Consider the following 22,495-nt stretch of genomic DNA (forward strand, 5'->3'; position numbering starts at 1 on the left):
TTCATAACCCGGCAATAATATCGAATAATCGTTCAGTAAATGAAACTAGTGAGTTTAACATAAAATTACCCAACAGAACTAGCGTTAACAGTATAGCAAATAATTTAGGAACAAAACTTAAAGTTTGTTCTTGAATTTGAGTAGTAGCTTGTAAGATACTGACAACTAAACCAATAACTAGTGCAATGATTAATACAGGCGCTCCTACACGCAGCATCACGAGAAAAGCATCTTGTAAAACATCTAGTACATTTTGTGTTGTCATATCATAAAACCCTCTCAAATTTATATATTAATAAAAACTGCTGACTAAAGATTCAACAACCAAATACCATCCATCTACCATCACAAATAGTAATAATTTAAAGGGAAGAGAAATCATGACCGGTGATAACATGAACATTCCCATCGACATCAAGATACTTGCAACTACAATATCGATAACTAAAAACGGAATAAATATCAAAAATCCAATTGTAAATGCTGTTCTTAATTCGCTAATAGAAAAAGCTGGTATAATCGTTGTCAGCGGCAGGTCTTGCGGTGTTTCAGGATAATCTTCTCCAGATAAGTCTACGAATAACTCTATGTCACTGGTTCTAGTTTGATTTATCATAAAATCTTTAATTGGTTTTTCTGCTTCTACAAATGCTTCTTCCCTGGACAAATCGCCTTCTAGCATTGGTGTCAAGGCTACTTCATTAACATCTTCATAAACAGGTCGCATTACAAATAGTGACAGAAACAAAGCCAGTCCAATTAATACTTGGTTTGGTGGGGTTTGCTGTGTCCCCAAAGCATTTCGAGTAAAAGAAAGCACGACGATCATTCTAGTAAAGCTTGTGGTTAATACTAAGAAAGAAGGAATCAATGCTATTAATAGAAGGAGTAGATACAAATCGATGACTTCGGAAGATTCACCTGCATTTGAAAATACATCTACTAAATTTTCCACGATAAGATAATTCCTTTCTTAGTCTTGCTTAAAAGAGTCTTCATACTTTTTCTTTAATTGACCGTATTTGCCTTTTAAGTCACCTGTTATTTTCTTTAAATCGGTTATATTTTTGGTATCTTGTGTTTGTTGATGAATTCGCTTTTGAATATCCTCTTTTTCCTTTTGAGAAAATTCTTTAATAACTTCATTACCACTCTCACTGAAACTCATCAGCATATATTGTGTACCAATTTGTACGATACATAAGGAGGAACTTTTTGAAACAGGTACACGTTCGATTATTTTAATTGCTTTACTTCGTACTTGATTTATCCTATCTAATCTTTTTAATAAGAAATTAGCTAATATAATGATTAGGAAAAGGGCAAACAGCATTTGTAAAAATTGACTTATACCTATACCTGGCATCTGATTCCTCCTATTCTTGTATTGTCAAATCCTGTTTAATTCTGCGTTAGAATATTAGTGATATAGACCTCATCAATAATGTCTTCTCCAAATGACTCATTTATACGATTTTTCAAATCATTTTTAATAATAAATGAACCATTTTCTCGTTTCAACAATGTGTCGATACTTTCGTTTGAAACAACATGAATAACTGCATCCCGCACTTTAGCAATTTCTTGATTAATCAGCTCTTCAGCACCTTCTTCATAACTGCTGACAGATACTTCCAATTTCACTATTGCTGTATCATTACCATTTTCATCTGATACATTGATCAGAAATTCTTCTAGTGGAACTTGAACTTCAACTGGCTCAGGTTCTTCTGTAAGTTTACTGATGAAAGGTATTTCACTTGAATCACTAAGTAGTGAATATCCGACAAATCCTCCTAACAATAGGATAACAACAGCTAGAGAAATAATAATAACTTTGCTTTTACTGCCCTTATTTTTAGTATCGGCTGCTACTGTTGGATTATTCGCCATATTCTACTTCCTCTCTATCTTCATACATAATAATTACATTTACTCTTCTGTTTAGTGCTCTATTGGCATCAGAGTCATTAGGTACTAAAGGAGAATGTTCACCATATCCTTTTGCAGATAATCTACTTGGAGAAATTCCCCTTTCTTCACTTAAATAGCGCAATACTGAAACTGCTCTACCAGTAGAAAGTTCCCAGTTTGAGGGAAACTCAGAAGTATTCATCGGTACATTGTCCGTATATCCTTCAACCACTATCTTATTATCGAAGAGATCAAATAAACCTGATAATTTACTTAACGTTTCTTCTCCAGAGGATGTAATATCCGCGCTACCTGAAGTAAATAATATAGATTCTTGAATGTCTATATAAACGCCTTCGGTATCACGAGTGATCGTTAAATCAGATTCTATTCCATTCTCAGCCATATATTCATTTGCTGTCTCATATAATTCCTGTACTTCTTGCGGAATCACATTCGAATTTTCAGCACTTTCAATATCTTCTACCGTTAAATCTTCTGGATCAGCTTGATCAATATCTTCCATATCAGCAGTATTAAGATCAGTGATGGTACTACCATTTTCTTCCAGGATTGAATCATCACTGCTTCCTGCCAGAGCAACTCGAAGTGACTCAGCTACTGCTCTGAATTGTTCTTCACTGACTGCTGACATTGAAAACAATAGAACAAAAAATGTTAGTAATAAAGACATCAGATCAGAATAAGTTGCCATCCAAGCAGGCGCTCCACTTGACTTAGGTTTTTTCTGTTTTTTTGCCATAGGATTCCCTCATTTGCTGCATCTTTATTTTTCTGAAACTGCTGCTACTGTTTCGTCTTCTTGTTTAGCAGCTTTAAGGTCTTTCTGTGAAATGAAGCTTTGAAGTTTCTGTTCAATTACTCGAGGATTTTCACCTTTTTGAAGAGCAAGTACCCCTTCAAGAATCATCTCATTTGTCTTCAACTCATTATCAGTCTGCATTTCAAGATTTTTAGCCAAAGGAATGAATATGATATTCGCCAGAAAACTTCCGTACAAAGTTGTCAGTAAGGCTGTTGCCATTCCAGAACCAATTAGTGAAGGATCCTGAAGATCACCAAGCATGGCAATTAATCCAACTAAAGTACCAATCATCCCAAATGCCGGAGCATATTCTCCCCATTTACTAAAGATTTCTTGCCCTACAGAGTGTCTATTTTCAGTTTGTTCAAGCTGCACAGTCATAAGTTCTTTAATGGTATCTTCATCTGTTCCATCAACAACCATTTCCAGCCCATATTTGAGTAATGGATACTGCAGTTCACTAATATCACCTTCGATTGATAAGATTCCTTGAACTCTAGATTTTTTTGTGATTTCAATAATCTTATCTATTAAAGCTACTCGATCGTTATCTGGTGCAATAATTAATTTCATTACTAAACTCGGAATTTTTTTCATCGTTTCAATCGGAAAACTAATCATCAAAGCGCAAAAAGAACCTAAAAGTGTAATAATCAAAGATGGAACATCAAAAAATCCTGCTAGCGGACCACTGGATGACATAGCATATATGATCAATCCAATACCTGCAATCATACCAATGATAGGTGTAAAGCTTCGTTTCATTCTTTTACCTCCCATGGATTGCGATAAACCTGATTTTTAAATTGGATAACTTTATCTCTAATTTCTTCAGGTGTCTCTTGAACCCAAATCGTCTTTTGATCAACCAGTGTAATCAAAGTATCGTACTCTTTTTCTACCTTATAGATCAGATCACAATTAAGATAAAATTCTTTTCCAGCTAAATATTTTAAAAGAATCATTTTATATCCTCTTTCTATTTTTGATCTTGAGTATTCAACTAATTTTTAGATTAACGTTTTAAGTTGATCAATTCTTGCAGCATTTCATCTGATGTTGTTATACTACGAGAGTTTGCTTGATAAGCTCTACTCGCTACGATCATCTCTGTAAATTCAGTTGCTAAATCAACATTTGACATTTCCGTAAATCCAGAACGAATAATTCCATATCCGTCATCTGAAGGGCCTCCCAATTGTGGCTCACCTGAGTTAGTAGTTGCGTTATACAAATTACTACCTGCTTTTTCTAAACCATCAGGGTTAGCAAAGTTTGACAAGGCTACTCTACCTAAAACATAGGTATTTCCATCACTATATGTAGCAATGATTGTTCCAGAGTTATCGATATTATAGTCTTGTAATTCGAGTCCATTCATAGTCTGATTGATTTGAATCGGTGTTAATGCAGTCGGTAAATCGTCACTATCGTATCCTGCTTCAGGCGTCATTCCTCCAGCAGGAACATATCCCATAACTTTGTATCCATTCGCTGATGTAAGGTTTCCATCGTAGTCAATTGTAAATCCGCCATCACGAGTATAGTTGACATTTTCTTCAGTACCATTTTCACTAACGACGAAAAATGAATTATCCCCGTTTTGAATAGCAAAATCTAACCCTCTACCTGAGTACTGCAATGAACCACCTTGCATCAGCATATTTGTAGCTGCAACTTGTGAACCCAGTCCAACCTGTTGAGCGTTGATACCGCCTCGTCCATTATTATTTGGCCCTTGGGCTGCTGCGTTTGTTTGTGAAATCATATCTTGAAAAGAAACTGATTGGGATTTAAAAGCTGTTGTGTTCACATTAGCAATGTTGTTAGAGATAACATCCATTTTAGTTTGTTGACCTTTCATGCCAGTGATACCAGAATATAATGATTTTAACATTTTGAATCCTCCTATTATTTACCTTTATGTGGTTTGAGATGTCTCTAAATCAGTCGGTCAATAGAGAATAGCCTCTTTTCAGTCCAGCTTATACATCTCTTTTAACTTGAATAGCACTATCGATATTTGTTACTTCGTTCATTTCGTCTGACTTCAAAGCTGTGATTACTTTTCGATTTTTAATACTTGCAATCAGCGCTAAATCATCGTACAAAATCAAAGATTGTTTAGAACCTTTATCAGCTAGCGTTTGTACAGCTTCTTCTAAATTATTCAAATCAGTTTGATCTAAAGAAATACCATGCTGATCTAATCTTTTCTGGGCATGATTAGAGAAGGTAACTTTAGCTTCTGTGTTGACATTTTTTAATGCATCTTCAATAAATGAACCAAACTTGCGATCTAGTTGAATGGAAGGCTGCTTAGTTTTAAAAGATTGTTGTGAAGTTTCTATAGATTTAGAAAGTTTATCAATCACTTGTTTCCCCAACTTCAACTATATTATTGAGTGAGTAAGATTTACCATCTACTTGTATCGTAGCGTAGCCACTATCAAAACGAACTTTTTCCACAACACCATTTACTAACTGATCTTCTTCTGTTTTTAGTGAAACTTGCTTACCTACCATACCTAATGCTTGTTGTTGTTGTGTCATTAACATAGTAGTTTGCATAGTTTCTGTTAATTCCTGCATTGAATCCAACATTCCAAACTGCACCATCTGACCGATATAATCAGTTTCTCCACCGCCACTGCCGCTACTTCCATCTAGTGAGGGCATGCTCATAGCATTCGAAATTATATATAAAAATTGTTCCATATCCAAATCTGAATTCTGGTTTGTTTCTTCTCCAGGTACTACGTTTTCTAAAGAACCAATTGTCATTTGAGAAGGTATATCCATTTCCTAAACTCCTTTCAAAATATTTGATTAAGCTATTACATTTAATCTTCCTTTGATAATATGCTTATCGATTGCTGTCTCATTTTCTATCTCTTTGTCATTTTTAGATAAGTACAGCTTTTTATTTTTTATAGCTTGTTGGAATTTCTGGTCACTTTGCTGCTGGTCTGAAAAATTGAATGCTGCATCAAAAGCTTCTTGAGCTGGAGTAACAAGTACTTCAAGTTTATCGATTTTTATTGACTGAGCTGCCGTGTTTCCACCAAAATTCTTCAACTGCTGTTCTACCAATCTTTTTGCATCCTCAGATGTAACCACTAATTTACCAACTAACTTGTTGTCAATCATTTCTAATTCAATGGTTACTTTTCCAAGTGTTTCAGGAGTTAGTTGAACGGTTGACTTAATCGTTTCAGGTTTTCCTGGATTTTGTATCCTTTCCGTTACCAGACTTTGCAATCGGTCTGCTACTTCTTTATTCAAAACCGTAGGATTTTCTTTGGTGACAACTGATGTATTCTCATTTGTTCCCATTTTTTGCGCTGCAGCGTCTGTTTGAGCAATTTCTACCCTTAAATCTGAGTGAGTATGCTCTTTGCTTTTTCCATCAGAAGCCATGTTATTAACCAAATGTTGTTCCGATAATGAATCTGCTTCTACTACTCCCAGAGTATTTATAGGTTGTGTAGTCTGAGATTCCTTCATCAAACCGTTCTCTATTTGGCTATTCTCTATTGTCTGAAAAACTGGCGGTTCACTTTCTTGCTTACCAACCAAATTGATTTGTTTTATGTAGTTGATAAGGTCATTATTTTGCTTTGCATCACCCACTAGATCAACATCATCTTGTAGCGATAGATTTTCACTATTTTTTAAAAGTTTAATCAATTGTAGAGTCTCTGTTTCCAAATCTTGCATCTGCATTTTTGATGTGGAAGAATTTATAGGTTGAGCAATTTCAGATTGTTCGATTGTTTTTTCTTGAACTATTGAATTGGATAGTTGATTCTTTATTTCAAATGATTTTGTCTCTGGTATAGATTTAACTACATTAGAGTTTGTTTCAGTATTTTTCAACTGCTCAACTATCTTATTAAGATGTTCGATTTCTTCTTGAGTAAGTTTTGCTGTTTCATCAAAGTTACTGATTACTGAAATAATTTGTTTTAAATCTTTTTTCCCTAGCTTTGCGACTGCGTCAGGAGTTTCTTGTAAAATTTTGATTAGTTGAGGAATTAAAGCACTTAACTCAATATGATTTTTATTTTTTTCTGTTGATTCATTTTCTTGTTTATTGATATTTTTTTCTTCACTATTATTATTTTTGTTTTTCGTTGCTTCTTGTTTTGTATCAGAGTGTTTCTTTAAATAAGAAACGAACATCTTCTCATCTGATTTTTTTTCTTTATTTCCGGTCTTCGAAATCGTTGCTTTACTGGGTTGAACTTGTATCAGATTGTTCATTTTCTCACCTCCTTTCAATGTCAAAAACTTTTCTATTTAACTTTCTGATTAAAGGTGAAATTTCTTCCAAACTGCAGTGTGGAAATTTCATCCAGCTGTTTCTGTTCTTCTTTTTTCTCTGCTTCTTTATGTACATAGCGTTCTTTTTCTTCAAGCTTTTCCATAATCCTTTTATCTTTGTTAGCTTTTGCCAAGTTTTCTCTTACTATACTTAATTGTGCTTCAACATTTTTTATAACAAGTTTCTGTTGAATAATATTTTCATCCAACATCTCTTTATATAAACTATGACGTCTAACAGAATCTATATTTGATTTAAAAAGATTATCACTTTTCAGTTTTCGACTCTCTTTTAAAAGCGATTCTAATTTCTGCTTTTCTTTCATTAATCGATTCTCACTATTTTTGACTTCTTTACGTGCAATTTCTTCTAAATCCTCACGCCAATCCAAAATTTTTTCCATTGAAAAATGATATGGTTGCATAGATTAATTCTCCTTATCTTAGCGGCTGAGCAGAAAATACAGATTTTAATTCTTCCAATGTTTCCTCATATTTATACTCTTCAGTCGTTTTCTGTTTTAAAAACTCTTTGATTGGTCGATTAAGTCTGACTGCCTGATCTACTAAAGGATTTGATCCTTTTTGATATGCTCCTACATCTATTAAATCTTTGGAGTCAGAATATCTCGTTAAATTTTCTCTTAATTTACCAGCTAATTCATCTTGCTCTGGGGAAACGAGTTCTTTCATTAATCGACTTAAACTATTAGGAATATCTATTGCCGGATAATGATTTTCCGAAGCGATTTTTCTGGATAAAATGATATGTCCATCTAAGATGCCTCGAACCGAATCGGCAATTGGTTCATTCATATCATCACCTTCAACAAGTACAGTATAAAAAGCAGTAATTGATCCAAATTGCGAAGTACCACTACGTTCCAGTAATTTTGGCAGTGTAGTAAATACAGAAGGAGTATAACCTTTACTTGTTGGCGGTTCACCGGTTGCCAGTCCAATCTCACGCTGTGCCATTGCAACACGGGTAACTGAATCCATCATTAATACAACCTTCTTGCCCTGGTCTCTAAAAAATTCTGCAATAGCCGTAGCTACATATGCTCCTTTTAATCTAACAAGTGGTGGCATATCAGAGGTTGCACAAACTACAACAGACTTGGCATATCCCTCTTCACCTAAGTCCTTATCGATGAATTCCAGAACTTCTCGACCACGTTCGCCAATCAAGCCAATAACAATTACGTCAGCTTCTGAATAACGGGCCATCATGCCTAGTAAAGTAGATTTACCTACACCAGAACCAGCAAAAATCCCCATACGCTGACCTTCTCCAACTGTTAGTAATCCATCAACAGCCTTAACCCCAGTAGTTAAAATATTTCTGATTTTCTTTCGTTTAAAAGGATCAGGAGAGGAACGATTGACTTGATACATTTTTCCATTGAGAAGCTGTTTTTCTGTTAAAGGCCTACCTAATCCATCCAAAGTCATTCCCAGCATATCATCAGAAACTTCTACTTTAAGTGTTTTTCTTGTCGGTCTAACTAGACATCCCGGTCCAATGCCTTCTAATTCATCTAGCGGCATCAAGAGGACTGTTTCATCAACAAACCCAACGACTTCACTTAATACAATTTTGTTAGTAGATTTTATTTTTATCTCACAGACTTCTCCTACGAAAGCATCAAGTCCGTCTACTTTGATTATCAAACCAATAACTTGACTTACTTTTCCTTGTTTCAAAGTATAGGCACTTTTTTCTATTACATCATGATATTGTTCAAAAGGGATATTGAGCATTAAACATTTCGCTCCGTTTCTTTCATCTCTTTAAGAATCGCTTCTAATTGTGCTTTAACTTGAAGGTCAATCAACTTATGTGCACTTTCAACTATGCAGCCGTTCGGTTCTAAGTTACCATCTTGTAATATGGAGAACCGAACGCCTGGATATTGTTCTTTAAGACTTGATAGCTGCTCTTTTACAGCTTCTTTTGAATCCGGGTGTACCGTTAGTGAAATGAAATCCTCTTCTCGGTCTAACTGGTGCAAGATAGGGTGAACTAAAGTTAAAATCCCTTCATCAGCATGATCTAACTGATCATGGATGATTTTCTCTGCCATATGTAAAGAAAGAGAAAGCAACTCGTCTTTCTTCTCTTGAACATACTGTTCAATTTCTAACTGAGCAGCTGTAATCAGATCTCTTCCTTGCTGCTTTAGAACTTCGCTTTCCTGTTTCCCTTCAGCGTAGCCCTCTTGCATTCCTTGCGTGTAACCTTCTTGATAACCCGCTTCTTTTCCAGACTGAATACCTGTCTGATAAGCTTGCTGTTTAATTTCTTCAGCTTCTTTTTTAGCAAGCTCAATCATCTCTTCTTTTTTAGATTGAGCTTCATTCAAAATCTTCTTCCGCTTGATAGCTGCTTCTTTGACTTCTTCGGATTCATCTAATTCTTCATCAATACTATCTTCTGTATCATTCAAAACAGTATCAATTACCCAAGTATCGTTAGATTGGTCAACTTTATGTCTTGATTTGATGATTCTACTCGACGATTGCATCTTGTTCGCCCCTCATAATGTAAACTTCACCCTGTTCGTCTAAACGACGAATAACTGTAACGATCTTTTGTTGTGCTTCTTCTACTGCTGATAATCTTGCAGGTCCCAAGAACTGCATATCTTCTTTGAGTGTTTCTACTGCTCTTGAAGATAGATTATCAAATATAAAGTCACGCAATTCGTCTGAAACACCTTTGAGAGCCAGAACAAGATCGTCTTGATTGACCTCTCGCAAGACTTTTTGTACATCCGCTTTTTGAAGGGAAACAATATCTTCAAAGGTAAACAGACTGGCTTTTATTTCTTCTGCCAAGGCTGGTTGTGTCTGCTCTAACTCTGCAACAATTGCTTTTTCTGTCGTACGGCCAACTTGGTTCAATATATCAACCAGAGTATTCACACCGCCAACATTCTCCGTTTCGTTTTCAACGAAAGAAGAAAACTTACTTTCGATTACTTTTTCAATACGCTCAATCACTGCTGGAGAAGTACTACTGATTGTACCGATCCTCTCTGCGATATCAGTTTGTTTTTCCGGAGGAAACTGTACTAGTATTTGAGCAGCTTTATCAGGCTGCATATAGCAGAGAATCAAGGCTACAGTCTGAGATTGTTCGCCAAGCAATAAATTCGTTAATTGTTGCGGGTCAGCCTTTCTAGCGATATTAAATGGACGTTCGCGTAATTGAATCTGATTTAACATATCAATCACTTCTTTCGCTCGCTGTGTACCTAATGCTTTATTTAAAAGAGTCTTAGCATAATCAATTCCGCCATCCAAAATGTACTCTCTAGCTTGTGACATTTCTAAAAACTCATCAATAATCATTTCTCTATCTTGCTGACTAACATGATCAATATTAGCTATTTCATAGCTTACTTTTTGAATATAAGAATCTGGTAATTGTTTCATTATTTGAGCTGACGTTTCAGGCCCTAAAGTAATCATAAAAATAGCTGCTTTTTTAATACCATCTAACTTGGATGATTTACTTTCTTCTTTTATATCTGCCATTTTATCCCTCTTATTCTTTCAGCCAGATTTTCATTAATTCTGCAGCGAGTTCAGGGTTTTGTTTCGCTTCTTCTCGCACTGTATCTTCTTTATCGCTCACAACTTTATTTTTTTGTTTTTTACGTTCAATGTTTAAGTCAACCGGATCTGGCTCTATAGGTGCCAATTCTTCTCTTTGTAATGGAGTAGGATTTTGATTTTCGAAAGCAGTTTCGAATTCATCGTAGTCATCATTTTTGCCACGACGAACTACGATCAAGATCACAATAGCTGTGATGAGCAAGACGATTCCACCAATCATAAATGGCCAGTATCTACGGAAGAACAACAAGAAGTCTGCCATTAGATCTTCTCCAATTGGTTCTATGTCTTCTCCATCAGCGAAAGGCATTGGTTCAAAAGTAACGTCTCCGACAATCTCTGTTGCTGGATCATCTAATCCTATAGCACGTCTTACGATTGGAACAATCTGATCTTCAGCTGGAACAGTTTCTGCATTTTGATTGATAATAATGGATGCATTAACCCCTTCAAGGACTCCTGGGGCACGAACATATCTTTCCGTTTTCTGATCTAATTCATAATTGATTGTCCGATCCAATGAAGTACTTAATTCTTCATCTCCATCTTCAGCGACAGGTAACTCTCCGTCTTCAATCAGACCTTGAATCATATCACTTGCACCATTATAATTTTCAGTCTGACTTCTGATTAACCCTTCACGTTCGGGATCTTCCTCTTCTTCATCGGTCATTGGCGCAGTATACTCAACTGTTTCTCCTTCAATTGCATCAAAGTTCATTGAAGCATTGACAACAACTCGAATATTATTTGCTCCATATACAGGAGCAAGAAGCGCATTGATTCTTTTTTCTAAATCTTGCTCATAAGTCTGTTGAACTGATAACTGCTGGGTAGAAACATCCGTAGCCCCAATAGCACTTTCCCCTTCTTGTAGAAATCCACTCAACAAGTTACCATTCGAATCAACAATTTGAATATTTTCCATTGGAAGATTATCAACTGCTCCAGAAACAAGAGAAGCAATTCCTTGAATATTTTGTGTTGTTAATTGTCCTGATCCTCTAGTCTCTAAAACGATCGAAGCAGACGCTTCACTTTTATAATCAGGATTCTGAAAAATACTATCTTCTGGTATAGATAACATAACTTTTGCTGTTTCAACTTGTTGTAATGACGAAATGGAACGTTCTAACTCTCCAGTAACAGCTCTCTGATACATTATTTCTCTATCTTCATCAGTTGCCATCATGCTAGTTTCGTCAAAAATTTCAAATCCTGTTGAATTGACTGGCATTAATCCATTACTTGCCAATTGAATACGGTACTGATCTACTTGTGCTTCATCAATCAGAATAGTTTTACCGCCGTCTTCTAGTTCATATTCAATTCCTTCAGTTTCTAAATTTTCAACTATCGCACCAGCATCTGCTTCATCAAGGTCTGAAAATAATACCGTAAAATGATTTCTCTGTGCGATAAAAGCTAAAACTGCAATTAAGATAACTGCTGTAGAAACCACTATTATCAATATTCTTTTTTTTGAAGCTGCTAGATTTTTCCAGCCATTCTTTAAGTTATTCCCTATTTCTTTTAACTTGTCCATTAACCATTTCTCCCTCTAGCTGCTTTTGAATCAAAAATTAGAACTGCATATTCTTAATTTCGTTATATGCTTCTAAGCCTCTATTTCTTAATTGAACAGCAACCTCTAGAGAAAGCTGTGCTTCTGTAGTTTTCATCATGACAGTATGTAAATCATCCGCACTACCATCAACTAACGCTTCGACAGCTTGAGTTGAATCTGCTTGTTTGGATTCTAATGTTTGTAAGGCATCTGTAAATATATTAGAAAATCCTTCTGCTCCTTCTGGTAAATCACTAGTCTTCTGATTTACACTAGCAGTCCCATTCATTTGATTCAGTGCATTGGTATATAATGAGCTCAAACCGTTTAATTCATTCATATTTAATTTCCTTTCAAAATGGATTTAGAATTTTAAAGTAAAATTACTTACCAATTTCCAGCGCTCGCTTCAGCATATCTTTATTGTTATTAATTGCAGTAACATTCGCATCATATGTTCTTATTGCAGTCATCATTTCAACCATTTCATCTGCCATATCAACGTTAGGATACGCTACATAACCATTTTCATCAGCGTCTGGGTGTTCAGGTTCATAAACCATTTTGACATTTTCTTCATCAGCTTCTACCCCAGTGATCCTTACACCAGCACTACTTGTTGTTGTATCACCTGTAAATCCCGATGTCTGTGTTCTTAGACTCTCTTCAAATTCAACTTGCTGTTTTATGTATGGTCCATCACCGTTTTCAACACGAGTCGTATTCACATTTGCAATATTAGTTGATATTGTATCTAATTTGAAACGTTCAAGTGTCAAACCACTTGCATTGATTCTCATTCCATCAAAAATAGACATATCCAGTTCCTGCTTTCTATTTTAAAGTTATCTTAATACTGAACGAAGCATACTATATTGAGCACTCGTCTGAGATATTAGTGCCTGGTAATAAATAGAATTTGCAGACAGTTCAGCCATCTCTGTATCGATAGCAACATTATTCCCATCATCACCAACCATATTCCCGTCCTGCTCTTTAACAGTTGCAGTTACGTCGCTTGCTCCGCTAACACCAAAATGACGTTCATTAGTTCGTTGTAAACCAGTTCCATCCATAGCTTCTTTAAGTAATGATTCAAATTCTACACGTTTAGCTTTATATCCCGGTGTGTTAACATTTGCAATATTACTAGAAACCGTCTCTTGCCTTAAGTTAGAAGCATCTAATGCTCTATGTAATAAATCAATATTGCTATATTCCATTCAAAAATCCTCCTCAATGTGTATACTAATAAAAAATTGTATAAAAATTGATTTTTTAGTGTTAACTTACTCTTATTAGTGTAAATTAGTCCTTAAGAAGATTCAATCAAATTTTTTTTGACCTAACTTTTCTGAATCTGCAAATGTGAACTTTTTAGAGATTGTTCGAATTCGAGATAGAACGTTTTTTAAAAGGACGAAATTTAAAAAACATAAAATAGCTTGTAATATCAGTAATAATCTGACACCAAGTACACTCTTTGGTATTTAAACCAGTTTATTTTGTCTCAATGTCAAGTAGGTTAAGAACTTTTATTTTGTCAAATAGTAAATAAATGACAGTTTTGTGAACATTCATAAAAAATCGCTTCCACAGTATGTATAATCACATTCTTATGTTGAAATTACTCAACTGTATATAAAAAAATAACAACCATTAATGGTTGTTATTTTTCCTTAATTAAATTTTTTATCAATTTTTATGCATTAGAGTATTCACATTTATTTTTATAGTACAAAAAATAGACCAGCAGTTAAATGCTGGCCCAAGCTTCGAGTAATTCATTTAGGATATTTCGTGCTGAAACCATCTTTTCTGTATCTTTTTTAAGGTTTGCCTGCAGCAGTTCATTCAGCAGGTAATCATACAGTGCAGCTAGTTCGCTGGCGATTGCGTTTTCTCCACCTTGATGATTCAATGAATTAGACAATTCGGAAACAATATCTTGAGCTTTAATCAAGTGCTGATTAACTTTTTGAATGTCCTGTTGTTCCTGTGCCAATTCAGCTAAACGAATGTTTTTAATAGCTCCTTCATATAACAATACAACTAACTGTTTAGGTGAAGCAGTTTGTATTTGATTTTTCTTATAAACATTAGCGGCATTTCCGTATCCCATTGTTTGCTCCTTATCTCCTTATTACGCTTGTCGGTCTAAAAACATTGACTGATTTTTATCCATATAACTATGAATAACCTGATTCTTTTTACTGATTTGAGTCATCTGATTTTTGAGGAGAGTAGTCTCTACATTTATCAATGTCATCATTTCTTTATGTTTTTGAATAATTACTTGCCATGATTCTTCGAACTTATTTTTAAATTGTTCTTTATCAGAATCTGATAACTTTGAGTCAAGCTCCTCTATTTCTTTTATCAATTTTTCGGATTCTTTAAATATAGCAAGGGCTGATTCTAAATTATATGAATAATTTTCATATAGTTCTAATAAGTTTAAAAGTACAGCTTTCTTTTTTTTTAATAAGCGACTAGACGACTGACTCATATACATTTCCTTTCAAGTTCTAGCTTTCTCCTAATTGACCCATTAAAAATTCTAATTGGGATTCTGCTTCCATCATAGCTGTATCCAAGGCTGTGAATTGTGTAATATACTGTTGGCGTTTTGTTTCTATACGTTCATTAAATGTTTCTATACGTTGATTAACATCTTTGATTAAACGATCATAAGTATCTGTTTTAGTTTTGATGATTCCAGTTGTACTAGAAATATACTCATTTACCAAGGAACGTGCGTCATTAGCAAATCCAGTTAGTTTAGTAACTGTTTCAGTACTCGGATCTCCATTTTCATCAACAGATTCAACTTTTTCATTTGTGGAACTATGGAAGAAAAGTGCTGCATCTTCAGGATTTTTCTCAAATGCTTCAATAAATTTTTCTCTATCAAAAGAAGCTAGGCCGTCTCGATCAACTTCTACACCAAGATCTTGTAATCCATTTACAGTCTCAGAAGCAGTTTCCATATTTCTTGTCATCATACTTCTTAAATTAGTCTGAAGTCTAGTCAATGCACTATCACCAACTAAAGCGCCAGTACTATTATCTTCTGCCGAGGGGTCTCCTACAGATAGTTGAGTTTCAATAAATGAATTTATTGAATTATATTGATCAACAACAGCTTGTAAAGCATCTGCCGCTACCTCAGTATTATCAGTAATCTTAAGTGTGTCCGATTTATTTTCTTCATGGACATTCTGCAAATTAAAGGTAACACCTTCAAGAACATCATTGATTGTATTACTATCTTTTTTTATTTCAATCCCATCAATTGTAAAAATGGATTGTTTTCCTTCTACAGTAGTGTTTTCATCCAATTTCAAACTTGATACCAATGAACCACCTACTGTTAAAGCTTTCTCTCCGGTATCTGTGCGCTCCAGGATCAAACGATTATCGACTATATTCGCTTTGATTTTCGAATCATCAGATTTTTCGTTTATCAAATCTTTAATATCTTTTAAACTCATGTCAGAAGTAATGTTAAACTCAAAAGCTTCTTCACTTTCTCCATTACTTAAGTTCAAGTTTCCATTGAACCCTAACTCATCTGTAATAGATTCAGCAGTAATTTTTCCTCCTGTCAATCGAGTAGCCGCTGCTAACTGGTCAACATGAATCTTGTATTCTCCTACCGCTGCACTACCCTCGGCAGTCACTGACACAAAATCTTTACTTGATACAGAAACATTTTTTGCATTAAAAGTTTCTGCCTTGGTTAGAGTTTCAAGTTTATTATAGAAACTATCTAGACGGCTGTTTACATCTTTCCACGCAGTCTGTTCTGTCTGGTATTCTGTTTTTTGCGTGGTATATCTTGTTCCACTGGCTGATTCAGCTTCGATCAACTGGTCTATTGTTGTCATATCAATGCCAGAGTAAGTACCCATTATATTCATTGCACTCATTTTATCACTCCGTTCTGTCTATAATCAGACCTGACCATTCCCAGATACCTGCTATGATATCAAGCATTTTCTCAGGTGGGATTTCTCGTATTACTTCATGAGATTCTACATCTATTAATTCTACTAATATTCTTCCAGTACCTTCATGTTTCCTAAAAGTCAATTGAGTGTTTACACGCTGTATGACTTCTTTTGCTTCTAAAACCCATTGATTGACCTGCTTTTCAGTTGGAGGCTGCTTCAGTAGATCTGATGTTTGATCTGCTCTTCTGATTTCTCTAACTGGTTGAATTGGTTCTACATAGGAATCCTCATATAAGGATATCGTACTTTTACTATGTTGTAAAACTCTATCAATATTTCGAATTGTATTTTGTGTATTAATTCGCTGATCCATCAATCCAGCTCCTATTATCAAATTGGATACAGCAATCCCTCCAACCGTTTAATATGTTAGAAATTCTGCATCATGTATGTACAACAAAACCGAAGCTAGATTGACTAGCTTCGATCCTATTGGTTGATAGTTGTATGAATAGATTAAGCTTAACCCAATAGTTGTAGAACGCCTTGTGGCATTTGGTTAGCTTGTGCAAGCATCGCTGTTGAAGCTTGAGAAAGGATGTTAGATTTAGTGAATTCCATCATTTCTTGAGCCATATCAACGTCACGGATACGTGAGTTAGCTTCTGACAAGTTTTCTTTAGTTGTAGTCAAGTTATTGATTGTGTGATCCAAACGGTTTTGAGTTGCCCCTAAGTTCGCACGTTCAGTTGAAACGTTTTTGATTGCTGAATCAATCGTGTCTACTACTGCATCAAAGTCTAAAGCATCTGTAGCAGATTTTAATGCATTATCATAAGCAGTTTGTGCTGTTTCCACTGCTCCTTCCAAAGTAGCAGTTTGCGTATCATCTGTATTTGTAGCTAAAGCATCTTTTGCATCTTGTAAATCACTAGCTTGTGTTGCCAAATCATCTTCAGATACACTTAATTTCAAGTTGGAAACGTTGGAAGCGTCTTCTAATCCAAGACCTTCTGCACTCATATTACCAATGTTTAATTCGATATCTTGACCTGAGTTAGAACCGATTTGGAATTTCAAAGTAGCAGTGCCATCTTCGAAGTCACCATTCAACAAGGTTTTTGTATTGAATTGAGTTTGACCAGCAATACGGTCGATTTCTTCTGTTAAAGAATCCATCTCTTTTTGGATTGCTTGACGGTCTTCGTTTGTATTGGTATCATTTTTTGCTTGAACAGTAAGGTCACGCATACGGTTTAAGATTGAATGTGATTCATTCAAAGCACCCTCAGCTGTTTGGATCAATGAGATTCCGTCTTGTGCATTACGAGTAGCCTGAGATAAACCAGAAACTTGGTTTTTCATTTTTTCTGAAATAGATAGTCCAGCTGCATCGTCGCCGGCTTTATTGATTCTTAGTCCTGATGATAATTTAGCTAATGAACTACTTTTTGCTCCGTTTGCTGCTGTCAAACGTGAGTATGTATTCATAGCTGCTGTGTTTGTATTAATACGCATTTTATTTTCCTCCAGTATGTTTTTATAGTTTTAAAGACTTTATCGCCTTCTAATTCTATTGTCGTCTATTTTGGTAAAAAGTTAATAGTAAAAATAAATTTATTATAGAAAAAGTCAGATCTTTTTAAGATCTGACTTTTGAAAATAAGCTGATTATTAACCCAATAATTGTAGAACGCCTTGTGGCATTTGATTAGCTTGTGCAAGCATCGCTGTTGAAGCTTGTGAAAGGATGTTAGATTTAGTGAATTCCATCATTTCTTGAGCCATATCAACGTCACGTATACGTGAGTTAGCTTCTGACAAGTTTTCTTTAGTTGTAGTCAAGTTATTGATTGTGTGATCCAAACGGTTTTGAGTTGCTCCTAAGTTTGCACGTTCAGTTGAAACGTTTTTAATTGCTGAATCAATTGTGTCTACTACTGCATCGAAATCAGTTGCATCGTCAATAGCTGCTTGAGCATCTGCAATGTCAGCATCTACTGAAGTTGTATCAGCTGCTGGATCACCTGCTAATAAAATTTCTTTTGCTTCTTTTGCATCTTCTAGATCTTGAATTTGTTGATCAGTTGCGCTAACTTTCAAGTTTTCACCTGATCCGTCTTTCAATGCTAGTCCAGTCGCAGTCATATCGCCAATGTTTAATTCAATGTCTTGTCCAGAGTTAGAACCGATTTGGAATTTTAATGTAGCTGCGCCATCTTTGAAGTCACCATTTAATAATGTTTTTGTATTGAATTGTGTTTGACCAGCAATGCGGTCAACTTCTTCAGTTAGAGTATCTAATTCTTTTTGGATTGCTTGACGGTCTTCGTTTGTGTTGGTATCATTTTTTGCTTGAACAGTAAGATCACGCATACGGTTTAAGATTGAATGTGTTTCATTCAATGCACCCTCAGCTGTTTGAATTAATGAAATTCCATCTTGTGCATTACGAGTAGCCTGTGTCAAACCAGAAACTTGGTTTTTCATTTTTTCTGAAATAGATAGTCCAGCTGCATCGTCGCCGGCTTTATTGATTCTTAGTCCTGATGATAATTTAGCTAATGAACTACTTTTTGCTCCGTTTGCTGCTGTCAAACGTGAGTATGTATTCATAGCTGCTGTATTTGTATTAATACGCATTTTATTTTCCTCCAATGTTTGTTTTATTCTTACAAAGACCTTCTGGCCTTCTAATTATAGTATCGGCAGATATAGGATACTGTTAAGCTTATATATGAAAAAGTATTCCTGAATAATTCATAACTCTGTATTTTAAGTAAATCTCTTAAAAAAATCATTCTCGCTTTATTTATTTTGATAACTTTTGCCCAAAACAATCTTTTTAAAGACTCTTTTCATTTTTGTAAGTGCCCAAAAATTACTTTTGTATAATTTTGGGCACACTTATCCCTTGGAACTTTTCTCTTAAATAAATAGTATCCGCTTAGTTTATACCCATGAATGGGACCGCCTCAGGCGGTCGAAGACAGCATAGAATTCTTTATGATAAACGTGATAACTAGACAGTTTAAGATAGACTTGCCTACCTGTTTGGACAAGTTTCCCGGCTACTTTAAGTAATTTCAGTCGTATGGATTGAACAGTCAGACCTTTATCTCGTTCATCAAACCCAATCGTCTTTAAAAAGTTGATGAGGTTATAAGCGAGTAAACTCATTAACATCCTTACATGATTTTCTAAGAAGCGTGGACTATCGGTTTTATCAAAATAAAATCCTGCTTTCGCTTCTTTGATAAAGTTTTCCATCGTTCCACGTTTGGCATAAAGAGAGAATATGACTTCAGGGGATACATTTTTTGATAGGTTTGTCACAATAAATGTATGCTGAAAAAGGAGTTCTCCTCCTTCTCGAACAGAACGAATGCAGAGACGACGAGGTTTTGACCATGACTTAGCTTGATAAGGTACTGAAAAGTACTGCACTTCTCTCTCTTCCCATTTCTGATTTTCACCATATAGAACTGATTTTTCAGCTAGTTGACTCACTTTTTTATTGTTCTTTAAACGAATAACATAGTGGCTATTGTTGGCTTCACAAGCTTCATACACCTCTGGTGTTGCAAATCCACTATCTCCACGAACGAGTATGTCGGTATTCGGTAAGGAGTGATTATAATGCTGCAGTAAAGGTTCTATGAAAGCTTTTACACCTTTAGATGTGTATTGATTTCCTGAACGTAGTTCAGCTTTTAAGAAATCTCCAGTCAGTCCATCAAAGGCAACTAGAGGATGATATCCATAAGTTTGATAGTGGGCATTATAATCGGTTTGTTCTTGATTTCCAAAGGTATCTGAGTGTGTTGAATCAATATCAATGATCAACTCGGTATCATTACGAATCAGACGCGCTTTATCAATTAATGATTGATTTAATGACTGTAACTGATCTAAGTTCTCTTCTGAAAAACGGTCTAGAAATCGCGAAAGCGACGATTGCGAGGCTAACTGATTTCTACCTAGAATAACTTGAAATACTGGATCATGTCTTAATATATTAGCCGAAGAGTCTGTCGAATAACCAGCCGTTAGCTGCATAATAAGCTGCTCAAAAATTGCTAGATTATCATGTATGAAGTAAGCACGATTTTCTTTTAAGTGAAGTAGTCGTTTAGCTAAATCAGAGAAACCAAAGGTATTCATTAGTTCTTTAACTAAGACCAAACCGGAATCACTAGATAAGCGTCCACCTGTATGCGAAATGGTAATGTTAGAATTGAATTTAATCTGTTTTTTGTGTAAGCTAGTCATTAGAAGAACTCCTTTTCTTATGGTTGGTTTCGACACCTTTACTATATCAGAATGGAGTTCTTTTTTCATCACTTAACAGGTGAAACAATAAAAGTATCATAGTGCCTGCCATTAGGCAGTGTTTCCACGATTCAAGCAAAAGTATGAATTATCTAGGAGTATTATTAATTTATTAGAAAAAATTTATCCTGTAAGGATTGAAGTAGATTTCTCTATACAATATCTATATATATTCATGTTTATATGTATTTGAGTGATTTAAAAGTTAATAGTGAGATAAGGTTATTTGTTTGTAAGCGATGAATAGCTGAGTACCTACAAATAAAAATCGGACACCTCTATAATAAGAAATGTCCGAAGAGTATAATATACTGAATGTCTAGCGACATTCCATCTGCACCTTTGGATTCCATGGCAAATAAGCCTCCAAAGGTGTATTTTGTCGATTTGGAAGATAAGTTAAGAGGTAGTCCAGATATTTTCGTGGATGTAATCCGTTGGATTTGGCCGTCTCGACGAGACTCAAAATAGTCGCAACGGCATGAGCACCCTCAAAAGATTTTGAAAACAGCCAGTTCTTTCTGCCCATAACGAGTGACTTGATGCCACGTTCGGCTAGATTGTTGGATAGCACGAGACGGCCGTCCTTCAGAACGTTCATCATTCGCTCTTTCTGATTCAGCGCATAGTTGATCGCTGTGCCAAGTTTGCCATGCGCAGTTAGGGATTCACACCAGTCAAAAAACGCCTCAAGCTTTGGCTTCACTAGTTCTAAGCGCTGATCATACCGTTCGCTAACAGATAAGTCCTTGAGGGACTTATCCAACGCAAATAACTCGTTACACAGCGTGACTCCCTTATGAGCGACACTCTTACTGGAATAGTTCTTTGGACGGGCGTCATAGAACTTCCGTCTGATATGCGCCAGACAGGCAATCATCGTCATCCCTGGAAGATTGTTGTACCCGGAGAATCCATCACTATGTAGATAGCCAGTGTACTCCTCTAAGAAATCTCTAGGGACAGAGCCACTGCGTGATGGACCAAGCTTGTAGATATGTATGGCACGTTCGCTGTATTTGCCGGTACTGAATAACCACATATAGGACTTTTGTCGGTCTTTGTCATTCAGTACTTTGAATGTCGTTTCGTCGGCGTGTAGAACCTTCTGGTTCAACAGTTCTTGTCGCATTACAGCCACCAGTGCTTCGAAATAATACTGGGACGTTTTAATGTGCCAATTCGCAATGGTATGCCGAGGAATCGGATAGCCAAGTAGATTCCAATAAGCCTCTTGTCGGTAGGCTGGGACTTTTTGCTCGAACTTCTGATACATCGTTTCTGCTATCAGCGACGCAGAGGCGGCTGTATTATTTAAAGGAAGTCTTGGGATTTCAGATTTTGCAAACGGCGTCCGTGTCCCGCTTTTTTCGCAGTTCGCGCAGGCATATGTTTTTTGGAAATGTCTGTGGTTTTCAACTCTTGCCGGGATAAATTTCACTTCCTGACGGATGAGTTGTGTACTGATTTCTTTCATTGCTTCCTTACATGTTGGACACGTGCAAGATTCGATTTCATGAATGTGATCAACAGTAGGAAGAGAAGACAACTGCTTGTCTTTTAAACCTTTACGTTTTTTGCGACGGCTAACGGTTGTGACTATAACTTCTTCTTCGTCGCTTTGGTCACCAGTCTGCTCTGGTTCGCTAAAAAGGCGCTCATTGAAGAGATTGCCTTGATTGGGATCATCTTTCAACGTTTCCTTCTTTGGGCCGTACAATTTCTGAGTTAAGAATTCGATTTGTTCTTTCTGTAAGGAAAGCTCATCATCTTTTTGAGCGATAATGGTCTTCAGTTGTTTGTTTTCTTCTAACAGCTGATCTAACTTTTCAATAATCACTTCAAACTGTTTTTCGCTCTTGATAGACATGTCTGCTTCTCCTCACATAAATAGTACTTAAATTTTACACTAGTCAGAAAAAGAAAACGAGAGAGCCATTGATTTTTTCA

Annotated in this window: 27 protein-coding genes; all 27 read right to left on the minus strand. The window is 35.7% G+C overall.

Features of this window, described 5'->3' with window-relative positions; genetic code table 11:
• Position 1: 1 nt before the first annotated feature.
• The 27 genes from fliQ to tnpC all read right to left on the minus strand — a co-directional run bounded on the left by fliQ (position 2) and on the right by tnpC (position 22,415).
• Complete coding sequence (gene fliQ / locus BKP56_RS10350; protein ID WP_072695006.1) at positions 2–265, minus strand: flagellar biosynthesis protein FliQ; 264 nt, start codon at positions 263–265, stop codon at positions 2–4.
• Positions 266–292: 27 nt separating this feature from the next.
• Positions 293–955, minus strand: coding sequence for a flagellar type III secretion system pore protein FliP (gene fliP / locus BKP56_RS10355; RefSeq protein WP_072695007.1), 663 nt, complete (start codon positions 953–955; stop codon positions 293–295).
• 18 nt (positions 956–973) lie between these two features.
• Entirely contained in the window at positions 974–1,366 is a 393-nt protein-coding gene (locus tag BKP56_RS10360) for a flagellar biosynthetic protein FliO (protein WP_072695008.1), read from the minus strand.
• Between the two features lie 35 nt (positions 1,367–1,401).
• Complete coding sequence (locus BKP56_RS10365; protein ID WP_072695009.1) at positions 1,402–1,893, minus strand: flagellar basal body-associated FliL family protein; 492 nt, start codon at positions 1,891–1,893, stop codon at positions 1,402–1,404.
• Complete coding sequence (locus BKP56_RS10370; protein WP_072695010.1) at positions 1,883–2,677, minus strand: flagellar motor protein MotB; 795 nt, start codon at positions 2,675–2,677, stop codon at positions 1,883–1,885. The genes BKP56_RS10365 and BKP56_RS10370 overlap by 11 nt, the downstream gene beginning before the upstream one ends.
• A 24-nt stretch (positions 2,678–2,701) precedes the next feature.
• On the minus strand, positions 2,702–3,505 hold the full coding sequence (locus tag BKP56_RS10375; protein ID WP_072695011.1) for a motility protein A: 804 nt from the start codon (positions 3,503–3,505) through the stop codon (positions 2,702–2,704).
• The gene (locus BKP56_RS10380) at positions 3,502–3,705 is read right to left on the minus strand and encodes a flagellar FlbD family protein (protein WP_072695012.1); all 204 of its coding nucleotides are present in this window, start codon (positions 3,703–3,705) and stop codon (positions 3,502–3,504) included. The genes BKP56_RS10375 and BKP56_RS10380 overlap by 4 nt, the downstream gene beginning before the upstream one ends.
• Positions 3,706–3,755: 50 nt before the next feature.
• Entirely contained in the window at positions 3,756–4,637 is an 882-nt protein-coding gene (locus BKP56_RS10385; RefSeq protein ID WP_072695013.1) for a flagellar hook-basal body complex protein, read from the minus strand.
• Positions 4,638–4,725: 88 nt separating this feature from the next.
• On the minus strand, positions 4,726–5,115 hold the full coding sequence (locus BKP56_RS10390) for a TIGR02530 family flagellar biosynthesis protein (RefSeq protein WP_072695014.1): 390 nt from the start codon (positions 5,113–5,115) through the stop codon (positions 4,726–4,728).
• Entirely contained in the window at positions 5,108–5,542 is a 435-nt protein-coding gene (locus BKP56_RS10395) for a hypothetical protein (protein ID WP_072695015.1), read from the minus strand. Before BKP56_RS10395 ends, BKP56_RS10390 begins: the two co-directional genes overlap by 8 nt.
• A gap of 27 nt (positions 5,543–5,569) precedes the next feature.
• Positions 5,570–7,006, minus strand: a complete 1,437-nt coding sequence (locus BKP56_RS10400; RefSeq protein ID WP_072695016.1) for a flagellar hook-length control protein FliK — start codon at positions 7,004–7,006, stop codon at positions 5,570–5,572.
• Positions 7,007–7,038: 32 nt separating this feature from the next.
• Positions 7,039–7,491, minus strand: coding sequence for a flagellar export protein FliJ (gene fliJ, locus BKP56_RS10405; protein ID WP_072695017.1), 453 nt, complete (start codon positions 7,489–7,491; stop codon positions 7,039–7,041).
• 13 nt (positions 7,492–7,504) lie between these two features.
• Positions 7,505–8,830, minus strand: coding sequence for a flagellar protein export ATPase FliI (fliI, locus tag BKP56_RS10410; RefSeq protein ID WP_072695018.1), 1,326 nt, complete (start codon positions 8,828–8,830; stop codon positions 7,505–7,507).
• Positions 8,830–9,594: a FliH/SctL family protein gene (locus BKP56_RS10415; protein WP_072695019.1), complete on the minus strand. Its 765-nt coding sequence runs from the start codon at positions 9,592–9,594 to the stop codon at positions 8,830–8,832. Before BKP56_RS10415 ends, fliI begins: the two co-directional genes overlap by 1 nt.
• A complete protein-coding gene (gene fliG, locus BKP56_RS10420) occupies positions 9,578–10,609 on the minus strand; it encodes a flagellar motor switch protein FliG (RefSeq protein WP_072695020.1) in 1,032 nt (343 codons plus the stop codon). Before fliG ends, BKP56_RS10415 begins: the two co-directional genes overlap by 17 nt.
• A 10-nt stretch (positions 10,610–10,619) precedes the next feature.
• The gene (gene fliF / locus BKP56_RS10425) at positions 10,620–12,236 is read right to left on the minus strand and encodes a flagellar basal-body MS-ring/collar protein FliF (RefSeq protein ID WP_072695021.1); all 1,617 of its coding nucleotides are present in this window, start codon (positions 12,234–12,236) and stop codon (positions 10,620–10,622) included.
• A 37-nt stretch (positions 12,237–12,273) separates the two neighbouring features.
• The gene (gene fliE / locus BKP56_RS10430; protein WP_072695022.1) at positions 12,274–12,597 is read right to left on the minus strand and encodes a flagellar hook-basal body complex protein FliE; all 324 of its coding nucleotides are present in this window, start codon (positions 12,595–12,597) and stop codon (positions 12,274–12,276) included.
• Between the two features lie 43 nt (positions 12,598–12,640).
• Positions 12,641–13,075: a flagellar basal body rod protein FlgC gene (gene flgC / locus BKP56_RS10435; protein ID WP_072695023.1), complete on the minus strand. Its 435-nt coding sequence runs from the start codon at positions 13,073–13,075 to the stop codon at positions 12,641–12,643.
• 27 nt (positions 13,076–13,102) lie between these two features.
• Entirely contained in the window at positions 13,103–13,480 is a 378-nt protein-coding gene (gene flgB, locus BKP56_RS10440) for a flagellar basal body rod protein FlgB (protein WP_072695024.1), read from the minus strand.
• 533 nt (positions 13,481–14,013) lie between these two features.
• The gene (gene fliS, locus BKP56_RS10445) at positions 14,014–14,379 is read right to left on the minus strand and encodes a flagellar export chaperone FliS (protein WP_072695025.1); all 366 of its coding nucleotides are present in this window, start codon (positions 14,377–14,379) and stop codon (positions 14,014–14,016) included.
• A 21-nt stretch (positions 14,380–14,400) separates the two neighbouring features.
• Entirely contained in the window at positions 14,401–14,766 is a 366-nt protein-coding gene (locus BKP56_RS10450) for a hypothetical protein (RefSeq protein WP_091895461.1), read from the minus strand.
• 19 nt (positions 14,767–14,785) lie between these two features.
• Positions 14,786–16,189, minus strand: coding sequence for a flagellar filament capping protein FliD (gene fliD, locus BKP56_RS10455; RefSeq protein ID WP_072695027.1), 1,404 nt, complete (start codon positions 16,187–16,189; stop codon positions 14,786–14,788).
• Positions 16,190–16,193: 4 nt separating this feature from the next.
• On the minus strand, positions 16,194–16,586 hold the full coding sequence (locus BKP56_RS10460) for a flagellar protein FlaG (protein ID WP_072695028.1): 393 nt from the start codon (positions 16,584–16,586) through the stop codon (positions 16,194–16,196).
• 149 nt (positions 16,587–16,735) lie between these two features.
• Positions 16,736–17,731 (minus strand): flagellin N-terminal helical domain-containing protein, encoded by a 996-nt coding sequence (locus BKP56_RS10465; RefSeq protein ID WP_072695029.1) that lies wholly within the window; start codon positions 17,729–17,731, stop codon positions 16,736–16,738.
• Between the two features lie 156 nt (positions 17,732–17,887).
• Positions 17,888–18,856 carry a flagellin N-terminal helical domain-containing protein gene (locus BKP56_RS10470; protein ID WP_072695030.1) on the minus strand — a complete coding sequence of 323 codons (969 nt, stop codon included), beginning with the start codon at positions 18,854–18,856 and terminating at the stop codon, positions 17,888–17,890.
• 309 nt (positions 18,857–19,165) lie between these two features.
• On the minus strand, positions 19,166–20,485 hold the full coding sequence (locus BKP56_RS10475; RefSeq protein WP_072693356.1) for an IS1380 family transposase: 1,320 nt from the start codon (positions 20,483–20,485) through the stop codon (positions 19,166–19,168).
• Positions 20,486–20,864: 379 nt separating this feature from the next.
• Positions 20,865–22,415 carry an IS66 family transposase gene (gene tnpC, locus BKP56_RS10480; protein WP_083540463.1) on the minus strand — a complete coding sequence of 517 codons (1,551 nt, stop codon included), beginning with the start codon at positions 22,413–22,415 and terminating at the stop codon, positions 20,865–20,867.
• Positions 22,416–22,495 lie beyond the last annotated feature (80 nt).

Source organism: Marinilactibacillus sp. 15R, from assembly GCF_001895285.1.
Taxonomy (GTDB): Bacteria; Bacillota; Bacilli; order Lactobacillales; family Carnobacteriaceae_A; genus Marinilactibacillus; species Marinilactibacillus piezotolerans.